Raw genomic sequence first — 20,281 nt, 5'->3', positions numbered from 1 at the left:
TCTAAGACCCGCCCCCGCATGATGACGATAGGTTATAGCGGGGGCAGGATTGCTTCGTTAATGCGCTGTCCAACCTAAGTCGATATTAAAGCTTGACCCGGTCATGGCACTGGCTGCGTCGGACGCCAGGTAGGCGACAAGCTGCGCCACTTCTGCCGGCTCGATCAAGCGCTTGATCGCCGCCTGCTTCAACATGACTTTCTCGATGACTTCCTGCTCATCCATGCCGTGCAGCTTAGCCTGGTCGGCAATTTGATTATCCACCAGCGGGGTTTTTACATAGGCAGGGCAAACCGCATTGGCGGTAATACCCTGCTCGCCCCCCTCCAATGCCGCCGTTTTGGTCAAGCCAATCATGCCGTGCTTGGCACTGATGTACGCGGCTTTACCCGGTGAGGCCACTTGGGCGTGTATCGAGGCCACATTAACGATGCGTCCCCACCCCTTTTCACGCATGTGCGGCCATGCCGCCTGAGTCAGTAAAAAAGGCGCCGTCAGCATCAGATCCATAATCTGGCGCCACTTCTCTTCAGGAAACGTTTCAATCGAGGCAACATGTTGAATACCGGCATTATTAACCAGTATATCGACACCACCAAAGCGCTTGACGGCATCGGCCACCGCTGCCCGACAGGCATCAGCGTTGGTGAGATCCGCTTCAAAAAAAGCGGCACCGGACTGCTCAGCAATCGCTTTACCCGCAGGGTTAAAGTCCACCGCAAGCACTTGATGTCCTAGTTCGCAAAAGTGCTTAACAACCGCCGCGCCAATACCACTACTGGTTCCGGTTACCAGGGCTACACGCGGTGTTGCAACTGATGGGGAAGTCATTGGCAATTCCTTTTCATAGTTATTTAGTCATAGGTGTTTAAAGAATATTATTAGTATAGCTGTGCTTTTCTAGCCGATAGGCTCTTCGACGGGTTGCATTAAACGCATCATCATTAGCTGAGCCAACCTGGCAGCCTCCTGCATCGTTTCAAGCTCTTGCAAATCACTCAGAATTACCCGCTTATAGAGTTCGTATCCACCAGGCAGGCGTTCAAGAGATAGCTGATAGGCACCGGAGGGTAATGAAAGCGTTAACGAATCGCTTATGGGTTCAGTGAGACAGGATTGATTTGGCACCACTACCAGCCAGAGTTCACAGGGTGTAATCAACGCGCCCACCATACTGTCAGTACCATGATGCTGAAAACATAGCGCATCAACCCCTAAGCGCGGGTTCCAACCCTTCTGTTGTTTGATCCCAGGTAGGTGCAAATCTCGATATGCTTTCGTCAGCTCAGCAAGAAATGCGTATTCGTCAGCAGTGAGCGTGTACATAGGCTTGTTAATAATTCCCAGGTGATAACAGGCTTTAATGGTCAGTGTAGCGAGCTGCTATTGGCGTAACGCGCTCTGCTCAGCCACAATGGGCTCAGATTTATCGTCTAGCCAACGACTTATTTAATTCAGTTGCGGCCCCACTTTGTAACTTACCCTGCTTATCGTAAAGGAGCGCCCCCATGTTTGTGGTTATTTTTGGTCGAATGTCATGTCCCTTCTGTGTTCGTGCCAAGCACCTAGCGGAACACCTGGAAAAAGCCGGTAAGATTGAAGGATATCGCTATGTTGATATGCCTTCAGAGGGTGTGACGAAAGAAGATATTGCCAAAACTGCAGGCAAACCCATTCATACCGTACCCCAGGTATTTGTTGATCAAACCCATGTAGGCGGTTTTACAGAATTTGATCAGTTTGTGCGCGACAAGCAACTACTGGCAGTTTAATTGCTTTCGGCTGTTCAAGAAGCGGCCCCCCGTTAAAACCCTCGTTAAACCCCGTTGAACCCTTGCCTTCCTCGCTTGCCTATACTGATAAGTTACTTAACGGCTCACGCGAGGTGCGCCATTTTTGGGCAAGGAGTTCACCATGCAGCGTCAGGAGTTTGTTCAGCAGCTGTGGCTAGACTATGTACATACCCACCCCAGCATAGGGGCATTGCGGCTATGGCCTCTTACGACCGCGGCCGAGTACTTAACATTAGTAACGCTCAATTATGGCCCTTTCACCGCCACCGCACTCAGCGGCAATCTCGCCCACATGGGATACCGCGCAATCGGTCATTACGCCATGGCTGACAAAGGATTGCTTGTGCATTTGCTCGCGCCAAGTGATGGCAGTAGCTGGCTGATACTCGCAGAACTCCAGATTGGCACATTATCCAAAGCACCACGGGAAGCCATTGAAGGACTGGTGCGACAATCGCATCCACAAGACTGCAAAGGGCATAATTTACTCTGCCGTGGCAGACCATGGCCCATGCCCTCCTGGGCGCTTTACCAGCAGCTGCAAAATGCCCACCCACTGGCTGCCTGGCTTTCAATAATGGGCCCCCGCCTACATCACGCAGGCTTTGATTGCGCCGAACTAGGTGAATCTTTAGAAGTTTTGGATCAACGCCTTAATGAAGTGGGAATGCCGAGTCTAAAAGGCCAGCAAAACGGTGTTTTCCCAGTCTCATCACTAATCGATCATCGCTTTTATCCCACCACTCCACAAAAAACAGTCTTTGCCGATGGCGATGAGCACCGCCTCTGCTTAGGGGGGCTAGCGCTCGTACAAAAGCACGTTGAAGATAATTACAAACGTATTGCCGACGTCCTGCTGCCTCATCACACACGTTGTGAAATGGCGTGAGACGCTAATCTGATAAGAGTTAGCGTCTCACTTGCTTGTATGAGGTCTAATTTGAGACCCCAAAACTCGCTCAATTAGGCATCAAATGTCATTTCGGGCACATGATCCGGCACGATCAGCTTGCCAGCAGTTTTCTCGATGATCTCTTCAACGCTGACGCCTGGCGCACGCTCCTTGAGAATGAAGGCGCCGTCTTTGATCTCCAAATAAGCCAAATCTGTCAGCACACGGTTAATACAGCCTGCGCCGGTCAACGGTAGTTCGCATTTTTCTAACAGCTTGGATTCACCATGTTTGGAGGCATGGGTCATAGTGCAAATAATGTTGTCGGCACCGGCGACTAAATCCATGGCGCCACCCATACCTTTGATGAGCTTGCCTGGAATCATCCAAGACGCGATATTGCCCTGCTGATCCACCTCGAAGGCGCCCAGCACCGTCAGATCCACGTGGCCACCACGAATCATCGCAAAGGATTCTGCTGAAGAGAAAATTGCCGCGCCGGGGCGAGCGGTCACTGTCTCTTTACCCGCATTAATCATATCCGAATCAAGTTCTTCTTCAGTGGGATAGCGTCCCATCCCCAGCAGTCCATTTTCAGATTGCAGCATGACATCAATGCCATCGGGGATGTAATTGGCAACCAGAGTGGGGATACCAATGCCCAGGTTGACGTAAAAACCATCTTGAAGTTCGCGGGCGACACGCTGAGCCATCTGTTCTCGTGTTAAAGCCATGGTGACTTCCTCTTGTTGAATCGTTAAATGAGAAACTAGTGAGACATTCGAAAGTTATGTTTTTGAAAAAGCGGCGACTCAGCTACGCACCGTGCGTTTTTCAATACGCTTTTCAAACGTGCCTTGAATAATCCGATCCACATAAATACCCGGCGTATGGATCTGGCTTGGTTCAAGCTCACCCGGTTCCACAATTTCTTCAACTTCCACCACGGTGATTTTTCCAGCAGTAGCGGCCATGGGGTTAAAATTTTGCGCCGTATGGCGGTACATAACGTTGCCATAGCGGTCTGCTTTCCACCCTTTAACGATAGCGAAATCACCCTTAATGGCTTCTTCTAAAATATAATGACGGCCATTAAATTCGCGGACTTCTTTACCATCACCAATCGGCGTGCCATAGCCAGTGGCGGTGTAAAATGCCGGAATCCCCGCACCACCCGCGCGCATTTTTTCTGCCAACGTGCCTTGTGGGGTTAACACCACCTCAATTTCATCATTGAGCATTTGCTTCTCAAACAGAGCGTTTTCACCGACATAAGAGGCCAAAATCTTACTGATTTGACGATCTTCAAGCAGTATCCCCAATCCAAAACCATCTACACCACAATTGTTGGAAACCACGGTGAGATCATTGACGCCGCGGCGCTTGATTTCCGCGATCAGATTTTCGGGAATCCCGCACAAACCAAAGCCGCCAGCGATAACGGTCATACCACTTTCGATGCCTTCCATTGCTTCTTCGTAGGAAGATACACGCTTATCGAATCCTGCCATTGTAGTGCCTCACCTTGTTGTCATTGATATGAGTTGTCAGTGATACGAACTGACGTTGATGCATAAAACGCACCGACGTTAGTGTCAGTGTTGTGCCAGATGATATATTTGTTAAGTTTGTTTTTCTTATCAATTTATTTTTAAAACTTATAAAAGGCCCTTTATGACCGTCAAACAGCTACGCGCCTTTCTGGCGGTCGCCCAAACGCTTAGCTTCACTCAGGCCTGTGAGCGGCTGCATTTATCCCAACCGGCGCTCAGTTTGGCGATTAAAGGGTTGGAAGAGTCATTGGGCGGCAAGCTGTTAATACGCAGCACCCGCAGCGTCAGATTAACCCCAGAAGGCGAGTCACTGCTACCGCTAGCCAAACACCTGTTAGCTCAGTGGGACAATACCGAGGAGCGTTTACGCCAGCGCTTCACGCTTCAGTTGGGTCGGCTGAGTGTCGCAGCGATGCCTGCCTTTGCCTGTAATTTGCTACCTGCCGCGCTGGTAAAGTTTCGCCAGCAGTACCCGAAAATCAACATTACTGTCCATGATGTGATCAATGAAGAAGTGACCGAAATGGTACGCTCACGGCAGGTGGAAATGGGAATTGCCTTTTCTCCTGAAGGGACCGGCAGCCTGCTATTTACCCCCTTGTTTGAAGATCATTTTGTAGCAGTGGTTCCACCCACTTCCCATTTGCTTCAGGCCTCACAGCTCGAGTGGTCAACGCTGCTCAGCCAGGATTTCATTACTCTTCAGCGCCCTTCGATGGTGCGCCGCTTACTTGAACAAGAACTGCGCAAGCAGGATATGGAGCTCCCGGTGGCGTTTGAAAGTCATCAGCTCTCTACCGTTGGTAGAATGGTAGCCGACGGTTTAGGGGTGAGCGCGGTGCCGTCTATGTGTATTCGACAAATGCATGAACTGGGCGCCCGATGCATACCGCTAACAGCGCCAGCCATCTCTTGCAGAGTGGGCATTTTGACCCACCAAGAGCTTTCTGTTGCTGCCCATGCACTACGCACCGTCCTCCTTAAGACCGTCCAAGCACCTTCCCTCTCTTGCGACTAACCCCCTACTAAGTTGATGAGACACACAGGGTTTCTGCTGGGCAGCGTGACTAGGATCATTTAGCATTCAGTATTACGCTATTCGTCCGACGGTAAGGAAACGTGGTATGCCTATTTTAAAGGGGCTTGTCAGCGCGCTGCTGCTAACGCTCAACACACTGTTCTGGGGCGTACCTCTCATTCTTTTGACGCTGCTCAAAGTCATTGCTCCTGGGCATCGACTGAAACAGAAGGTAATGCCAGGGTTATATGCCGTGGCCCTTAACTGGATTGGCTTTAACCTGTGGTGGATGCGGCACTGGCTCAAGCCTGACGTCAGCATTACCGTTCCCGAGCAGTTGAGTCCACAGCAGTGGTGGCTGGTGATATCCAATCACCGCAGTTGGACTGATATATTTATGCTTTTCATGGCGTTACACCGTCGCATACCGATGCCACGCTTTTTCCTTAAACGTCAGTTGATCTGGATCCCTATCGTCGGTTTGGCTTTTTGGGCACTCGAGTTTCCTTTCATGCGTCGCTTTAGCCGCGAGCAAATAGCCAAAAATCCCAAACTGGCCACCATTGACCGAGCATCCACAGAACGCATGTGCCAGCAGGCACGGAATGCGCCTATTTCGATTTTCAATTTTGTCGAAGGTACGCGTTTTAGCGTCGCCAAGCGTGACAAGCAACAAAGCCCTTATCGCCACTTGTTGCGCCCGAAAGCAGGTGGCGTTGCACAGGTTCTTAGCCTGCTAGGTAATCAGTTAGATGGTATCCTAGACGTGACGATCAGCTATACCAATCCATCCCCTACTTTTTGGGGTTTCTTGTGCGGCAATGAGGCGCCCATTACGCTGCACGCACGGCAACTGGATATTCCCCAGTGGATGTATGCCCCAGACAACCACGACGAAAAGCAGCATAAGGAACGTTTCCACACATGGATCAATTCACTCTGGCTGGAAAAAGATGGGTTGTTGGACGGCAGAACCGATCACGACTAATGGTTGTGTTAAGCAGTTGCCTATTAGCAGGAATGATTGCCGGCTGTGCCAGTAACCCTCAATCATCATCCCAGCGTACATCGGCTCCCAGCGCAACACAGATACGTGGCGACTGGGTTCAGGTGCAGCGCGGTGACACTCTTGGCAAGATGGCGGCTCGCGCTAATGTACCGTTAGAACGCTTACAGCGGTTTAACCCAGGCGTGGATGCCCGTCGTCTCGAAGTAGGTCAACGCTTGCTAATTCCCACCCAGCAAGAGCGAGCACCTTCAGGCGGCCCCTACCGTTACCAGATTCGTCCTGGTGATACTTTCTCGAGCGTCGCCCGACATTTTGGCACCACCAGCGGCCGCATCCAAAGTGCCAACCCAAGCGCGTCACCCACTAACCTGCGAGTCGGGCAAGTGGTCAGTGTTCCGCTAAGCGGCTCAGCTACGCGAAGTGCTGCTAGCAGCGGAGGTTCATCCAGCGCTAACCGACCCGCTGCTGCTCCGAGTAGCGCCCCTAGTCAGGCTCTTCCCGCTTCTGCTCGCCGCTGGCCCTGGCCGTTAGACGATTATCGTGTGGTGAGACGTTTTGGACCAGACAACCGAGGCACTCTGCAGCCGATGCTACTGGCGACTCAAGCTGGCGCCCAGGCAAAATCTGTCGCCCCGGGAGAGGTACGCTTTGCCAATGGGATGCGCCAGTTAGGTGAAGTCGTGATCGTGCACCATGCCGACAATCTTCAAACCGTATACGCCCTTTGTGAACGCGTGCTGGTGGAGGTAGGCAAGCAGGTGAATACAGGGGATGCGCTTTGCGAAGTGAGTCAAAGTGATGCCACTCAGCGCTACGATCTTCTCTTTGATCTACGCCAGGGCGGCAAACCTATCGATCCCAGGCAAGTGCTGCGCTAAATCAATAGCCCGATAAGACCGTTATTGAAGACCGTTTATAACAAGAGCGGGCACTGCCTAAGCAGAGCCCGCAGGTAAGTGGTCTCGATGCTAACCGCGGTAATAGCCCGGTTTTACAAACGGCGTGGGGGTTACAACCATCGGTAATTGCTTACCGCGCACGACGGCAAATACGCTTCTTTGCGGCGCCTCCCACTCTCGCGTCACATAGCCCATCGCCACCGGCTTACCGATGCTTGGACCAAAGCTGCCCGATGTCACCACCCCAATCTCATTGCCTGCTTCGTCTACCAGTTGGGCGCCCTCGCGTACGGGCGCACGACCGTCGGCCAACAGCCCAACGCGCTTGCGGGTATGATCTTTGGCATCGACTTGATGAAGGATAACGTCCGCGCCTGGGAAACCTCCGGGGCGCTCGCCACCGTGGCGACGCGGCTTACCAATCGCCCAAATCAGCCCGGCTTCGACTGGCGTCGTCTGCATATCCATATCATGGCCATAAAGGCATAGCCCTGCCTCAAGGCGCAAAGAGTCCCGCGCGCCCAAGCCAATGGCTTCTACCTCTGGCTCTGCCAGCAGGCGCTCTGCGAAGGCTTCACAGGCGTCAGACGCAACCGAAATTTCAAATCCATCTTCACCGGTATAACCACTGCGGCTCACCCACACGTCATGCCCTGCAATGTTGAAACGCCCATGCTGCATAAAGACAAGCTCACACGCCTCGGGGCAAAGCCGCTGCATCACATCACGCGCCTCAGGTCCTTGCAGTGCCAGCAGGCCGCGGTCTAGCGACTCAATCGTATGGGTCGATGCCAAATTGAGACGCAAATGAGCTAAATCTTGATCCTTGCAGGCAGCATTTACTACCAGGTAAAAATGATCGCCCGCATTTACCACCATCAGGTCATCGATAATTCCACCTTCAGTGCTGGTGAAAAGACCATACCGCTGCGCGCCTTTTTCCAATCCCATCAAATCAGCAGGAATTAACGTTTCAAGGGCTTCGGCGACATTATCACCGGAAACAGTAATCTGCCCCATGTGTGAAACATCAAACAGGCCGCACTTTTGGCGGGTGTGCTCATGCTCTTTTTTGACACCCAGCGGATACTGCACTGGCATATCGTAACCTGCGAAAGGGACCATTTTGGCGCCTAACTTTATGTGCAGCGCGTGAAGCGGTGTTTGCTTTAATTCGGACACAGGGCTTTCCTCACTTAAAAAATTGCTCGCTCAAAAAGGAACGGGAAGCCACTTACTTAGTAAGTGGCTTCCCGACTCAATCCTTATTCACATTTTATCGTTATAGCAGCCCACGTGGGTGAGCCACTGGATTATTGGTCGTGTTCCAGCTCTTCTCCCGGCAGTACGTCTTTGCCGTCGAAGTAGTCCTTGGTTAGTTTAAAGACTACCGGCGAAAGCAGTGCCAAGGCAATCAGGTTGGGAATCGCCATCATGGCATTAAAGGTATCCGCCATTAGCCAGATAAAGCCCAACTGGGCGATAGCGCCTAAAGGGATTGCCAGCACGAACAGCACGCGATAGATCATAATAGAGCGCGTGCCAAACAGGAACTGGCAGCACTTCTCACCATAAAATGACCAGCCAAGAATGGTGGTAAAGGCAAAGATCGCTAAAGCGACTGCCACAATCTGATTACCAAAGCCCGGCAATGCAGCGTCGAATGAGAGCGCCGTCAGTGAAGCGCCCGCCTCGCCCTCAATCCACACCGTCGAGGTCAAAATCACCAGTGCCGTAATGGTGCACACAATGATGGTATCGATAAACGTACCCAGCATGGCGATTAACCCCTGACGCACAGGATTTTTGGTTTTGGCCGCCGCATGGGCGATAGGCGCACTGCCTAGTCCCGCCTCGTTCGAGAAGATACCTCGCGCGACACCAAAGCGAATGGCGGCCATTACCGCCGCCCCGGCAAAACCACCTGCTGCCGCCATGGGATTAAAGGCGTAGTTGAAGATCAAACCAAAGGCCTCACCAATCTGCCCAGCGTTAATGATCAACACCAGCAGACCCGCTGCCACGTATGCGATGCCCATAATCGGCACCAACTTGCCTGCGACTTTAGCGATACGCTTGATACCACCCAGAATGACCGCGCCAGCCAGTACCATAATGACCACGCCCGTGAGCCAGTGCGGCACGCCGAAGGTGGCGTCCATGGCATCGGCTACGGAGTTGGACTGAACGGTATTGCCGATCCCGAAGGCAGCGACAGCGCCGAAAAAGGAGAACAAACCACCCAACCATAGCCACTTTTTGCCCAGGCCATTTTTGATGTAAAACATCGGCCCGCCCACGTGATAGCCGGTGCTATCAGTTTCACGGTAGCGAACCGCAAGCACCGCCTCGGCAAATTTTGTCGCCATCCCCACTAACGCAGTAATCCACATCCAAAAAACAGCACCGGGCCCACCCAAGGCGATGGCAGTGGCTACCCCAGCAATATTCCCTGTACCGATTGTCGCCGAGAGTGCCGTCATCAAAGCGTCAAAGGGAGATATTTCACCTTCATCGCTCTCTTTGGTTTTCGACTTATCTGCACTAGGTTTAGTATCGCGGCCCGCCCACATTAGCTTGAAACCCATGCCGAGCTTTCTAATCGGCATCAGTTTCAAGCCAAGCTGTAGGTAAATGCCTACACCCAGCAGCAAAATCAACATGACGGGGCCCCAGACCACGCCGTTGATCGCCCTTAAGAGGCTAGTTAATGTTTCCACGTGCTTCTCCTTATTTGGTTGTTTGATTCGTCACAGTGATCAAGCTTAATAACGTTGCTAGGGGTCATTAGCATACGATTTGAACGTTTTACACTATAAACTTAGCAATCATCTAGGGTGATGTCGCTTGCGCATAGAGGATGCCGCTTTTTTAATAACCCCACAGTATCCGATACATTACCAGTGCATGTGGCGTAACAGGCTCGCCTTAAAATTCTCTATGAAGCTCTCTGTGGAGCAAAGAAGAAATTTGTTTCCGATTGGAAACACGTTAACATGCACCCTTATTCGCTCGGCTATTGACCAAGCCATGTAACACACTAAGTGCTTGGTATTGTATCAAACGGTGCACCATTCGCAGTCGCCAAGGCGAGCGACAACCGCTAGTATGCTCGGGTCCAGAAAACTGTTTCATATAGGAAAACATCATGAGCAATCTTCCTGCCAATCTTCGTTACGCTGAAAGCCACGAGTGGGTCCTAGACCACAAAGATGGCACCGTTACCGTCGGCATTACTGATCACGCCCAGCAAGCGCTTGGTGACGTGGTATTTGTGGAATTGCCGGAAGTGGGAGCTGCGCTGACAAAAGGCCAAGAGTTTGGTGTCATCGAATCGGTTAAAGCCGCTTCTGACCTCTACTCCCCCGTGGCTGGCGAAGTCATCGAAGTCAACGACGCCCTTGAAGACGCCCCCGAGACAGTCAACGAAGCGCCCTATGAAGGCGGTTGGATCATGAAAGTCCGCTTAGACAGCGATACTATTGATGGCTTGTTAGATGCAGATGCCTATCAAGCAACGCTAAGCGCTGACGAATAACATTTGTAGTTGAGCCTGCCCTCGCGGCAGGCTTTTCGCTTTTTACCCCTGCACGGTCTCTCTTAACGTTCGGAATCTTCCCATGCCTTTTGAAACACGCCGCCTGGCCGAGTTGGCCGACCACGATGCTTTTATCAAACGTCACAATGGCCCAAGTCAGGATGACGTCGCCACGATGTTAAAAGCGCTCAATATGCAGCACATGGAAGATCTGATCGAACAGACCGTGCCAAGCGACATTCGCCTTGGGCGCGAGCTAGCACTTGAGGAACCCCGCAGTGAGGCTGAAGCATTAGAGTATTTGGCACAGCTAGCCCGACAAAATCGTGTGGCTAAAAGCTATATTGGTCAGGGCTATTACGGTACTCACATGCCGGCGGTGATTCAGCGCAATGTGTTGGAAAATCCCGGCTGGTACACGGCTTACACCCCCTACCAACCAGAGATTTCTCAGGGTCGCCTCGAAGGTTTACTGAACTTCCAGCAAGTTGTGATGGACTTAACCGGCATGGAGCTTGCGAATGCTTCGCTGCTCGACGAAGCGACTGCCGCTGCCGAAGCCATGGCGTTGTGCAAGCGTGGCAATAAAAAAAGCAAATCCAACGCCTTCTTCGTCGCCGATGACGTTTTTCCGCAAACGCTAGATGTGGTTAAAACCCGTGCCGACTTCTTTGGCTTTGAACTGATCACTGGCCCTGCCGAGGAACTGGCCAACCACGATGTGTTTGGGGCCCTGGTACAGTACCCGTCTGCCAGCGGTGAAGTTCGTGACTTAGCGCCGCTGTTGAGCGCGGCCGCCGACCAAAACATTATGACCTGTGTGGCCACCGACCTTTTAAGCCTTGTACTGCTGAAAGAGCCCGGCAAACTTGCCGCCGATATTGTAGTAGGCAACTCCCAGCGCTTTGGCGTGCCGATGGGCTTTGGTGGCCCTCACGCGGCGTTTTTTGCCACTTCAGATAAGCTGAAGCGCTCTATTCCAGGGCGTATCATTGGTGTGTCCAAAGATAGCCGCGGCAATACGGCGCTGCGCATGGCCATGCAAACTCGCGAGCAACACATTCGCCGCGAGAAAGCCACCTCCAACATCTGTACGGCCCAGGCGCTGCTGGCCAATATTGCTGGCTTTTATGCGACCTATCACGGCGCCGATGGTCTGCGCAAAATTGCGGGGCGCGTTCACCGCCTCACCACCCTGCTTGCTGAGGGGCTTAAGCAGGCAGGCGTATCGCTCGCTCATCATAGCTGGTTTGATACGCTATGCCTGACCGGCGTTGATGCAGGCAAGATCCATGGCCGCGCCATGACCCACGATATTAACCTGCACTACTTCGCCAATGGGGATGTGGGCATCAGCCTCGATGAAACCACCACCGCCCACGATGTAGCCACCTTGTTTGACGTGCTGCTGGGTGATGAGCACGGCCTTTCCGTTGCCGTATTGGATGAGCAGGTGGTGGCGAACGGCGACTCGGGTATTCCCGCTACTTGCCAGCGCGAAAGCGACTTTTTGAGCCACCCTACGTTTAGTCGCTACCGCAGCGAAACTGAAATGCTGCGTTACTTGAAGCGTCTGGAGAATAAGGATCTGTCGCTTGCCCATGCCATGATCCCGCTCGGCTCCTGCACCATGAAGCTCAACGCCACCAGTGAAATGATCCCCGTTTCCTGGCCGTCGTTTGCGCATCTTCACCCGTTCGCACCTCGCGATCAGGTGGCTGGTTATCATCAAATGATCGATGAACTATCGGCCTTCTTAGTAGAAGTTACCGGTTATGATCATCTCTCTATGCAGCCCAACTCCGGCGCGCAGGGTGAATACGCAGGCTTAGTGGCTATTCGCCGCTATCAGGCGGCTCAGGGCGAAGGTCATCGTGATATTTGCTTGATTCCTAGCTCCGCCCACGGCACCAACCCTGCCTCTGCAGCCATGGTGCAGATGAAAGTCGTCGTGGTGGAATGCGATCAAAATGGCAATATCGATATGGCTGATCTACGCGCGAAAGCCGAGCAGCATCGCGATCAGCTGTCTGCCATTATGCTGACCTACCCATCGACCCACGGCGTGTTTGAAACCAGCGTGCGTGAAGCGTGCAAGATCGTTCACGACAATGGCGGTCAGGTCTATATTGACGGCGCTAACATGAACGCTCAGGTGGGCTTAACGCGCCCGGGCGATTTCGGCGGCGACGTGTCCCACCTCAATCTACATAAAACGTTCTGTATTCCTCATGGCGGCGGCGGCCCAGGCATGGGCCCTATTGGTGTTAAAGCCCACCTCGCCCCCTATGTGTCTAACCACGTGGTAACCCCGATCAACGGTGTCAATAGTGATAGCAGTGCGGTATCCGCAGCCGCGTTTGGCAGTGCCTCGATCTTACCGATATCGTGGGCCTACATTAAAATGATGGGAGCGCGCGGTCTGCGTGAAGCTACCGAGCTTGCCATCCTAAACGCCAACTACATTGCCAAGCGATTGGAAGCGTCATTCCCCATTCTCTACCGTGGCCAGAACGGCACCGTCGCCCACGAATGCATCATCGATATTCGTCCCCTCAAAGCGGCCTCCGGCATTAGCGAAGAGGATATTGCCAAGCGCTTAATGGATTACGGTTTCCACGCGCCGACCATGTCCTTCCCGGTACCGGGCACGCTGATGATTGAGCCGACCGAGTCGGAGTCACTGTATGAAATTGATCGTTTCTGCGATGCTATGATCGCTATCCGGGAAGAGATCGCTCGGGTAGAGAGCGGTGAATGGCCACTGGAGAATAATCCGCTGGTCAATGCGCCGCATACTCAGGCGGATCTGATGGATAGCCACTGGGAACGGCCTTATAGCCGTCAGTTGGCAGCCTTCCCCACTGCAGCTGTGCAAGCCGCCAAATACTGGCCCGCCGTTAACCGGGTTGATAACGTGTTTGGCGATCGTCAGTTGATCTGCTCTTGCCCCAGCATTGACGAGTATCGCGACTAAGCGCCACTCAATCGCCCCTGCTGCCTTAACTAACTTGATGGCACCAGGGGCGTTTTTTCGTGCATACGCTGGGCGTGAAAACCGTTTAACAGCTTTTCGTAGCGCTTAGGGAGCACGGAGTCGCGGCGGCGAAGCAGGTAGAGCACTTCATTGACCGCATTGGGCAGGTTGAGGGCTTTGACCTGGCGCTGCCAGGGTGACGTTTCCAGCACCAATCTCGATACCACGGTAAAGCCTAGCCCCCTGGCGACTGCATCCAGCACCATGCTGACTTCATTGGTGAAACCTTGATGGCGGAAATGCGTCATTGAGCGAAACTCATCGGGATAATTAGCCCGTAACAGCGCGTTGGCATGGTTGATGCCATCGTAATAGTTGAGAAAGCCGATGCCCATCAAATCAGACAACGTGCTGCCCGCAAAGTCAGCGGGAACCACCAAACAGAGCGGTTCCTGATGCCAAATAGAGCAATCAAGCTCTGGGTGGTTCATCGCTTCCGTTACAATGCCAATATCGTAACGGCCTTCTAACAGATCATTCACAATTTCATGGTTAAAAGCGAAGCTATAGTTGACCGTTAAATTGGGATGCATTTGCTGTTGACCCAATATATACGGATAAAACATCAACCCTACGCTTCCCGGTGAAGCAATACGGCAGTCGCCACTGTCTAGTGAATCATCGTCCAAGCCGTGACGAAACTGCTCGTGCTCGGCAAACAGCTTTAACGCATAATCATAAGCGCGCCGTCCCGTTTCGGTTAGCGTAAAACTACGCCCTTTGCGTTCTAGCAGCTCTTTATTTAAATAGCTCTCCAACTTGCGTACATGCTGGCTTACGCCGGGCTGCGTCATTTCTAAGCGGTGAGCAGTTCGGGTAAAACTGCCTGTTTCCACTAACGTAATAAACGTACGAAAATATTGGGCATTAAACATAGTAAAGAACCATTGTCTTTAGCAGCCATTCTTTTAAACATACTTCATAGTAACACAGCGGCCTGGGTAGCCGTTGCGCCACTGTACCGACTGCCAGAGCATGGTAGACTGCCAATAGCACTTAAACGACCAGGGACAGGAGCACTAATGACCGCAACCTTTCAACCCCGCGCCACCCTTTCAAGCATTATTTCCCCTGAGGGGAGCCTTGAAGTACTTTCTCAGCATGAAGTTAATCGTCTCCATAGTACTTCTAAAAGCGGTCTTCATGACCTGCTCCGGCAATGTGCGCTGGCGGTACTAAATTGCGGTAATCCAAGCGACGACAGCGTGGCGATTTTAGAAGCCTATAAAGATTTTGATATTGAAGTAATGCAACAAGACCGCGGCATTCGCTTAAAACTGACTAATGCGCCAGCGGAGGCGTTTGTAGATGGCCGCATGATTCGCGGTATTCGCGAGCACTTATCGTCAGTCATTCGCGATATTGTTTACGTCTATAACGAAATCCAACACCACAACCGCTTCGACCTTAGCACTGGCGAAGGTACCACCAATGCGGTCTTCCATATACTGCGCAAAGCGGGCACGTTAAAACCCGGCCGCGACCCCAGTTTAGTGGTGTGTTGGGGTGGGCACTCTATTTCTCGAGAAGAGTACGAATACACCAAAGACGTTGGCTATCACTTAGGCCTACGTGATTTAGATATCTGCACAGGCTGTGGGCCTGGCGCGATGAAAGGCCCAATGAAGGGCGCTAACGTCGCCCATGCCAAACAGCGTCGTAAAGAGGGCCGCTATTTAGGCATTTCTGAGCCCGGCATTATCGCCGCAGAAGCGCCTAATCCCATCGTTAATGAATTGGTGGTAATGCCGGATATTGAGAAACGTCTGGAAGCATTCGTGCGCCTCGGCCACGGCATTATTGTTTTCCCTGGCGGTGTTGGCACGGCGGAAGAGATCCTCTATTTATTGGGTATTTTGCTACACCCAAGCAATAAAGATATCCCTTTCCCGTTAATTTTCACTGGCCCTGCCGATTCCGCTGCCTATTTTCAGAAAATTGATGAATTCCTGGTTTATACGCTCGGTGAGGATATTCGTCGCTATTACACGATTATCACCGGCGATCCGGTTGCGGTGGCGCGCACCATGCGCCATGGCATCGACGAAATCGCCGAATTCCGGCGTACGCACCAGGATGCGTTCTACTACAACTGGCGCTTGACCATCGCACGTGAATTTCAGGCCACTTTCGAGCCGACTCATGAAGCCATGCGCTCGTTAGCGCTCCATCGCCAACAACCCACCCATGAGCTTGCGGCCAACCTACGCCGCGCGTTCTCAGGGATAGTCGCTGGTAACGTAAAAGAGCCGGGCATTCGCGCTATTAAAGCCCACGGCCCCTTTGAACTCACCGCTGAACCCGAATTGATGCAGCGCCTGGATGAGCTTTTAACTTCCTTCGTCGCACAAGGCCGAATGAAACTTGACGGACAGCCATACACGCCCTGCTACGTTCTGAAATAGCACTCATCAATCCATATAAACCGCTATTTAATAGCGGTATGTAGAAGGAAACCGGGATACCTCTATGTTGATTGCGTTAATGACGCTATTAGCCGCTGGTATCGTCAAAGGTGCTATTGGCTCTGGTGTCCCGGTTATCGTCGTGCCTGTCCTCACGATGCTCTACGATGTGCAACTCGCGATTGCGGTACTGGTTGCTCCCAACCTGATCAGTAATGCATTACAGGTGTGGCAATACCGGCGGCACTTACTGCCATTACGTTTTTTGGCTGCATTCTCTCTCGCAGGTGGACTGGGTATTGTGCTTGGGACGTGGGGGCTGGTGGTACTTTCAGCAGACCTACTGTCCCTTGGGGTGGCGGGCGCGATTGTGCTGTATTTGGCTATTAAGGTGGCGAGACGCCGTATGGCGCTGCCGTTTAATGTCGCTGAGCGAATAGTGATCCCCGCCGGGCTACTGGCGGGAGTATTGCAAGGCGCCGCAGGAATGTCGGCCCCTGCGTCGGTGACATTTTTAAATGCCATGCAACTGGAACGTCGGGTCTTTATCGGCTCCATTTCTGTCTTTTTTGTTGCCATTACCAGCGTGCAAATTCCAGCGCTTTTAAGCGCGGGCATTTTAACCCTAGAACGTTTTCTCTACAGCGTTGTTGCCTTGATTATTATTGTGGTCGCCATGCCGCTCGGTGCGCATTTGGGCAAGCGACTGCCCCATCGCTGGTTTGATAATCTGATAATGCTGCTACTGGCGGGTATCGCCTGCAAAATTTTTATCGATGCCTGGTTGGCCAGCTAGGTACTCGCCGCGCCTTTTCGCTCTAATTAAGCAATATCGGGAACCATTGCAGAAAAAAAGAGCCAGAATAGCTACACTTAGAGGCCTTGCCTCACGACGCACCATTGAAAGGAACTCAACATGTCGATGATAAATCAACTAAAAGACGTCAATACGAAAGATTTTGCCAAGCACTGCTATGAAAGCAGCAGCGTTGAGAAACTCCGTGCTGCATCAGAAGGCAGCCCCGACCAAGCGGAAATGGAGCATTGGGGGATAACGGAAGGACAGTGGGAAGAAGCTATCGTGGCGGCCTTAGCGGATCATGAAGCTAAAGAGTAAAGCCAAAACTCTCCAATGTTTTTAGTGATTAATCAATGCGCCCTATCGGATTCCCGATAGGGCGCATTGTTTTATTCCGCCTGTGAAAGGGCGACGCCCCCATACTCTTCACGAAGACGCTCTAGCTTCGCCACTTCGCTTTCGCTGAGAGCGGGCGACGCCCATAACGGCTGGTCATCAGCACCTCGGAGGCCTTCCAAGGTTATCGTCAGCGCCGCATCATGAGGTATTTGGATATCCCCCCACGGGCCAAAACGGTTGGGAGCAAGGCTCAATTTCAGCGTTTCTCCAGGCTCAATGCCTCCCGCGACAACGTAGTAAAACGACTCATCAACCCAGGGTAAGGAGCGATCAGGGCTAGTCAACACGCCTCTCAGGAAAAGTTCGGATATGACCTGATCAGTGCCATTGGCGACTTCAAGGTCTATGACGGGCTCAGAGGCTCCATAGGGGCTTTCCGCCATGTAATAGCGAGCTTCATCAATGCTGAATCGTGCTAACTGCTGCTGGTCACTGCTGGCTTTAGCCTGTTTCTCTTCCAAGCGTCTTAACGTACGAATGGCCAGTTCACGTTCGCGTGACCGTCGCTCGCGAAGTATCTGGTCGGCTCGATGAATAACCTGATCCCCCGTTAATCCGTGCATTTGAAAATTAGCCGACTCAGCGATTTCAGCTGCATTCATACGGTGAGGATTAATAATATCAAGCCCATCGAACGTGGACGCAGTGGCAATAATGATTAGCCCCTGATCAAAATCATCGCGCTTATAAGTCGGCAGTGAATTGCGCACTTTCTCGACCGAAACCACTGACGCTGGCATGGAGCTGGTGTCAATTTTGGGATCTGAGCAACCCGCTATCATGAATAATGATAGTGCTATTGCAGACAGCCTTAGAAGGCTCCACATACACTCACCTCAACGCAAACAAAGATAAAAAATTGCAGAAGAGCTTAACGGAAAGTGCCAAACACCACTACCCTTTGAGACCGCCACGTTAATTTCGTCACTAACTGGGTGGCAATCCACCCGCGTTTTATCTTAACTGCTAGTTTAGATTAGATCGCTGACAATCAAACCAAGGTGCCACCTATCGTAATTGGCGGCAAGGTGATTATCTGTCAGTGCACATTCGTCATCTAAATCAAGAAAACTTAAACCCTAACAACTTTATAAAAAAGGAGTCCGAAGATGCTAAAAATTGGTTTTATAGGTCTTGGCTTAATGGGCCAGGGTATGGCTGAAAACCTCATTAGGCATAAATTCCCTTTGACGATTATGGCGCATCGCAACCGCGCGCCTATAGAAACGCTTTGCGAGTTAGGCGCAAAAGAGGTGGGAACACCCGCGGAAGTTGCTTCACAAAGTAACATCGTTTTTGTTTGTGTCAGTACCAGTGAGCAAATGGAAAATATTACTCTGGACAGTGAGGGACTTCTTGCAGGTGCGAAGCCTGGGCTGATTATCGTTGATTGCTCGACATCGCTACCTCAATCGACACAACGGTTATCCGCGCGAATCGAAGCTGCAGGATGCCACATGTTAGACGCTCCATTAGCAAGAACGCCGAAGGAGGCCCGCGAAGGTCGGCTCAATGTCATGGTGGGAGGAAGCCAAAAGATAGTCGACCAGGCGCGGCCTGCCATAGAAGCCTTTGCTGAAAATATATTTCATGTTGGAGAGCTAGGGTCAGCGCACAAACTTAAACTGATCAATAACTATCTTTCGCTTGGCGCCGCAGCCCTGGCGTCAGAAGCAGCAGCCATGGCGGCCAACATGGAGGTTGATCAACACAAATTATATGACGTGTGTTCACAAGGCGGCGCCAATAGCGCCATGTTCAACGCCGTTATGCCCTGGGTGCTTGAAGCAGATGAAACGCGGTTGCGCTTTAGCCTGGGCAATGCCGGTAAGGACATGGGTTATTTAAGCGAAACGATAGCGGCATCTGGTTTCGAGAGCATGATGCTGCCCGCCTTACGCGAGGTGTTAAAGCAAGCTGAAAACGTACTGGGTAGCGACCAGTATGTGCCTCGGCTTTACGACGCCAGCATGCTGCGAAATAAAAAAAATCAGTAAGCCTCCCCATTAAGCGAGTCGACATTGGAAGGCTACTGGTTAAAAGCAGGCAAAACATCGGCGTGCCGATTACACATTAAAGAAGTTCGCCACGTCGATGTTATTGGATTGCGCTATTCACAACATCTGCTGCTCAGTACGTTCCCGGGTAACTGCCACCATCCAGCAGTATATTTTGTCCGGTCATATAACCGGCCTGAGCGCTACACAGAAACGCACAGAAGGCGCCAAACTCTTCCGCCGTGCCGAAGCGCTGTGCAGGGACTTTTTGACGAAAGGAGTCCCGAACGCTTTCGTATTCCTGGTTGGATGATTTAGCGACGTTTTGATGGGTGCTCTTTAATCGATCAGTATCAAAAGAGCCTGGTAACAAGTTATTGATTGTCACGTTGCGCCCAGCCAACTGCGGCTGGCGAGCCAACCCCGCAATAAAACCCGTCAACCCACTGCGAGCCCCATTGGATAGCCCCAAAATATCGATAGGTGCTTTAACGGCTGCAGAGGTGATATTAATCACCCGGCCAAAGCCCCGTTCCGCCATTGCATCCACCGTTGCCTTAATGAGTTCAATAGGGGTGACCATGTTGACATCGACAGCGTCTAACCAGTCCTGCCTTGACCACTCTCTGAAATCACCTGGGGGAGGACCGCCTGCATTATTAATCAATATATCTATTTGGGGGCAAGCGGCTAACGCCGCTTCACGTGTCTTTTCTAGTGAAATATCCCCCGCCACGGTGAGCACCGTCACATCAGGGTTCATTTGCCTTAAATGAACCGCTGTTTCTTCAAGCAAATGAGAGGAACGTGCATTGATAACGACATTCGCCCCCTCCATGACCAACGCCTCGGCACACCCCTTTCCGAGACCTTTGCTCGCAGCACACACCAGTGCCCAACGTCCTTCAATTCCCAGTTCCATTTTTCTGCTCCTGTTTCGCC

The 20,281-nt window shown here is 52.0% G+C and carries 20 protein-coding genes; 11 read left to right on the top strand and 9 right to left on the bottom strand.

All coding sequences use genetic code 11. The annotated features are described in order from the left end of the window. Nucleotides 1–57 precede the first annotated feature (57 nt). Entirely contained in the window at nucleotides 58–831 is a 774-nt protein-coding gene (locus AC5TBW_RS09090) for a 3-hydroxybutyrate dehydrogenase (RefSeq protein WP_495511744.1), read from the bottom strand. Nucleotides 832–900: 69 nt separating this feature from the next. Next, nucleotides 901–1,326, bottom strand: coding sequence for a [NiFe]-hydrogenase assembly chaperone HybE (hybE, locus tag AC5TBW_RS09085; protein ID WP_495511743.1), 426 nt, complete (start codon nucleotides 1,324–1,326; stop codon nucleotides 901–903). Nucleotides 1,327–1,508: 182 nt separating this feature from the next. On the opposite strand from hybE, the gene AC5TBW_RS09080 reads away from it, so the two are divergent. Together AC5TBW_RS09080 and AC5TBW_RS09075 are read left to right on the top strand one after the other, a co-directional pair. Further along, on the top strand, nucleotides 1,509–1,772 hold the full coding sequence (locus tag AC5TBW_RS09080) for a GrxA family glutaredoxin (protein ID WP_008958014.1): 264 nt from the start codon (nucleotides 1,509–1,511) through the stop codon (nucleotides 1,770–1,772). A gap of 142 nt (nucleotides 1,773–1,914) precedes the next feature. Beyond that, nucleotides 1,915–2,682 carry a VOC family protein gene (locus AC5TBW_RS09075; protein WP_495511742.1) on the top strand — a complete coding sequence of 256 codons (768 nt, stop codon included), beginning with the start codon at nucleotides 1,915–1,917 and terminating at the stop codon, nucleotides 2,680–2,682. A gap of 74 nt (nucleotides 2,683–2,756) precedes the next feature. Here AC5TBW_RS09075 and AC5TBW_RS09070 read toward each other — a convergent pair whose 3' ends face one another. Together AC5TBW_RS09070 and AC5TBW_RS09065 are read right to left on the bottom strand one after the other, a co-directional pair. Continuing rightward, nucleotides 2,757–3,419, bottom strand: coding sequence for a CoA transferase subunit B (locus AC5TBW_RS09070; protein ID WP_495511741.1), 663 nt, complete (start codon nucleotides 3,417–3,419; stop codon nucleotides 2,757–2,759). Between the two features lie 78 nt (nucleotides 3,420–3,497). Further along, nucleotides 3,498–4,196, bottom strand: coding sequence for a CoA transferase subunit A (locus tag AC5TBW_RS09065; protein WP_495511740.1), 699 nt, complete (start codon nucleotides 4,194–4,196; stop codon nucleotides 3,498–3,500). Between the two features lie 163 nt (nucleotides 4,197–4,359). Between AC5TBW_RS09065 and AC5TBW_RS09060 the strand changes: the two genes are divergently transcribed. From AC5TBW_RS09060 to AC5TBW_RS09050, 3 genes are all read left to right on the top strand, one after another. Beyond that, on the top strand, nucleotides 4,360–5,256 hold the full coding sequence (locus tag AC5TBW_RS09060) for a LysR family transcriptional regulator (RefSeq protein WP_495511739.1): 897 nt from the start codon (nucleotides 4,360–4,362) through the stop codon (nucleotides 5,254–5,256). Between the two features lie 106 nt (nucleotides 5,257–5,362). Then, nucleotides 5,363–6,244: a 1-acylglycerol-3-phosphate O-acyltransferase, YihG family gene (gene yihG / locus AC5TBW_RS09055; protein ID WP_495511738.1), complete on the top strand. Its 882-nt coding sequence runs from the start codon at nucleotides 5,363–5,365 to the stop codon at nucleotides 6,242–6,244. Next, nucleotides 6,244–7,143 (top strand): LysM peptidoglycan-binding domain-containing protein, encoded by a 900-nt coding sequence (locus tag AC5TBW_RS09050; protein WP_495511737.1) that lies wholly within the window; start codon nucleotides 6,244–6,246, stop codon nucleotides 7,141–7,143. Before yihG ends, AC5TBW_RS09050 begins: the two co-directional genes overlap by 1 nt. Before the next feature lie 90 nt (nucleotides 7,144–7,233). On the opposite strand, the gene gcvT is transcribed toward AC5TBW_RS09050, so the two are convergent. Continuing rightward, nucleotides 7,234–8,346 (bottom strand): glycine cleavage system aminomethyltransferase GcvT, encoded by a 1,113-nt coding sequence (gcvT, locus tag AC5TBW_RS09045; protein ID WP_495511736.1) that lies wholly within the window; start codon nucleotides 8,344–8,346, stop codon nucleotides 7,234–7,236. A gap of 131 nt (nucleotides 8,347–8,477) precedes the next feature. Further along, nucleotides 8,478–9,884, bottom strand: coding sequence for an alanine/glycine:cation symporter family protein (locus AC5TBW_RS09040; protein WP_495511735.1), 1,407 nt, complete (start codon nucleotides 9,882–9,884; stop codon nucleotides 8,478–8,480). A 428-nt stretch (nucleotides 9,885–10,312) separates the two neighbouring features. Here AC5TBW_RS09040 and gcvH point away from each other — a divergent pair, with 428 nt between their 5' ends. Further along, nucleotides 10,313–10,702 carry a glycine cleavage system protein GcvH gene (gene gcvH, locus AC5TBW_RS09035; protein ID WP_495511734.1) on the top strand — a complete coding sequence of 130 codons (390 nt, stop codon included), beginning with the start codon at nucleotides 10,313–10,315 and terminating at the stop codon, nucleotides 10,700–10,702. A gap of 82 nt (nucleotides 10,703–10,784) precedes the next feature. After that, the gene (gcvP, locus tag AC5TBW_RS09030; protein WP_495511733.1) at nucleotides 10,785–13,679 is read left to right on the top strand and encodes an aminomethyl-transferring glycine dehydrogenase; all 2,895 of its coding nucleotides are present in this window, start codon (nucleotides 10,785–10,787) and stop codon (nucleotides 13,677–13,679) included. Between the two features lie 29 nt (nucleotides 13,680–13,708). Here gcvP and AC5TBW_RS09025 read toward each other — a convergent pair whose 3' ends face one another. Beyond that, nucleotides 13,709–14,614 (bottom strand): LysR family transcriptional regulator, encoded by a 906-nt coding sequence (locus AC5TBW_RS09025; protein WP_495511732.1) that lies wholly within the window; start codon nucleotides 14,612–14,614, stop codon nucleotides 13,709–13,711. 147 nt (nucleotides 14,615–14,761) lie between these two features. On the opposite strand from AC5TBW_RS09025, the gene ppnN reads away from it, so the two are divergent. The 3 genes from ppnN (at nucleotide 14,762) to AC5TBW_RS09010 (ending at nucleotide 17,261) form a co-directional block, all read left to right on the top strand. Next, nucleotides 14,762–16,144: a nucleotide 5'-monophosphate nucleosidase PpnN gene (ppnN, locus tag AC5TBW_RS09020; protein WP_495511731.1), complete on the top strand. Its 1,383-nt coding sequence runs from the start codon at nucleotides 14,762–14,764 to the stop codon at nucleotides 16,142–16,144. Nucleotides 16,145–16,208: 64 nt separating this feature from the next. Beyond that, nucleotides 16,209–16,940 carry a sulfite exporter TauE/SafE family protein gene (locus tag AC5TBW_RS09015; protein ID WP_495511730.1) on the top strand — a complete coding sequence of 244 codons (732 nt, stop codon included), beginning with the start codon at nucleotides 16,209–16,211 and terminating at the stop codon, nucleotides 16,938–16,940. A 120-nt stretch (nucleotides 16,941–17,060) separates the two neighbouring features. Next, nucleotides 17,061–17,261: a hypothetical protein gene (locus tag AC5TBW_RS09010; RefSeq protein ID WP_495511729.1), complete on the top strand. Its 201-nt coding sequence runs from the start codon at nucleotides 17,061–17,063 to the stop codon at nucleotides 17,259–17,261. Between the two features lie 71 nt (nucleotides 17,262–17,332). On the opposite strand, the gene AC5TBW_RS09005 is transcribed toward AC5TBW_RS09010, so the two are convergent. Continuing rightward, nucleotides 17,333–18,169 (bottom strand): DUF6694 family lipoprotein, encoded by an 837-nt coding sequence (locus tag AC5TBW_RS09005; protein WP_495511728.1) that lies wholly within the window; start codon nucleotides 18,167–18,169, stop codon nucleotides 17,333–17,335. A 282-nt stretch (nucleotides 18,170–18,451) separates the two neighbouring features. On the opposite strand from AC5TBW_RS09005, the gene AC5TBW_RS09000 reads away from it, so the two are divergent. Continuing rightward, entirely contained in the window at nucleotides 18,452–19,339 is an 888-nt protein-coding gene (locus tag AC5TBW_RS09000) for an NAD(P)-dependent oxidoreductase (RefSeq protein ID WP_495511727.1), read from the top strand. Between the two features lie 133 nt (nucleotides 19,340–19,472). On the opposite strand, the gene AC5TBW_RS08995 is transcribed toward AC5TBW_RS09000, so the two are convergent. Continuing rightward, on the bottom strand, nucleotides 19,473–20,261 hold the full coding sequence (locus tag AC5TBW_RS08995; RefSeq protein WP_495511726.1) for an SDR family oxidoreductase: 789 nt from the start codon (nucleotides 20,259–20,261) through the stop codon (nucleotides 19,473–19,475). Between the last annotated feature and the right edge of the window lie 20 nt (nucleotides 20,262–20,281).

The sequence above is a fragment of the Vreelandella sp. ssv genome (assembly GCF_059448525.1).
Note: the sequence above shows the minus strand (reverse complement) of the source record. Positions and strands in the feature narration are given on the sequence as shown.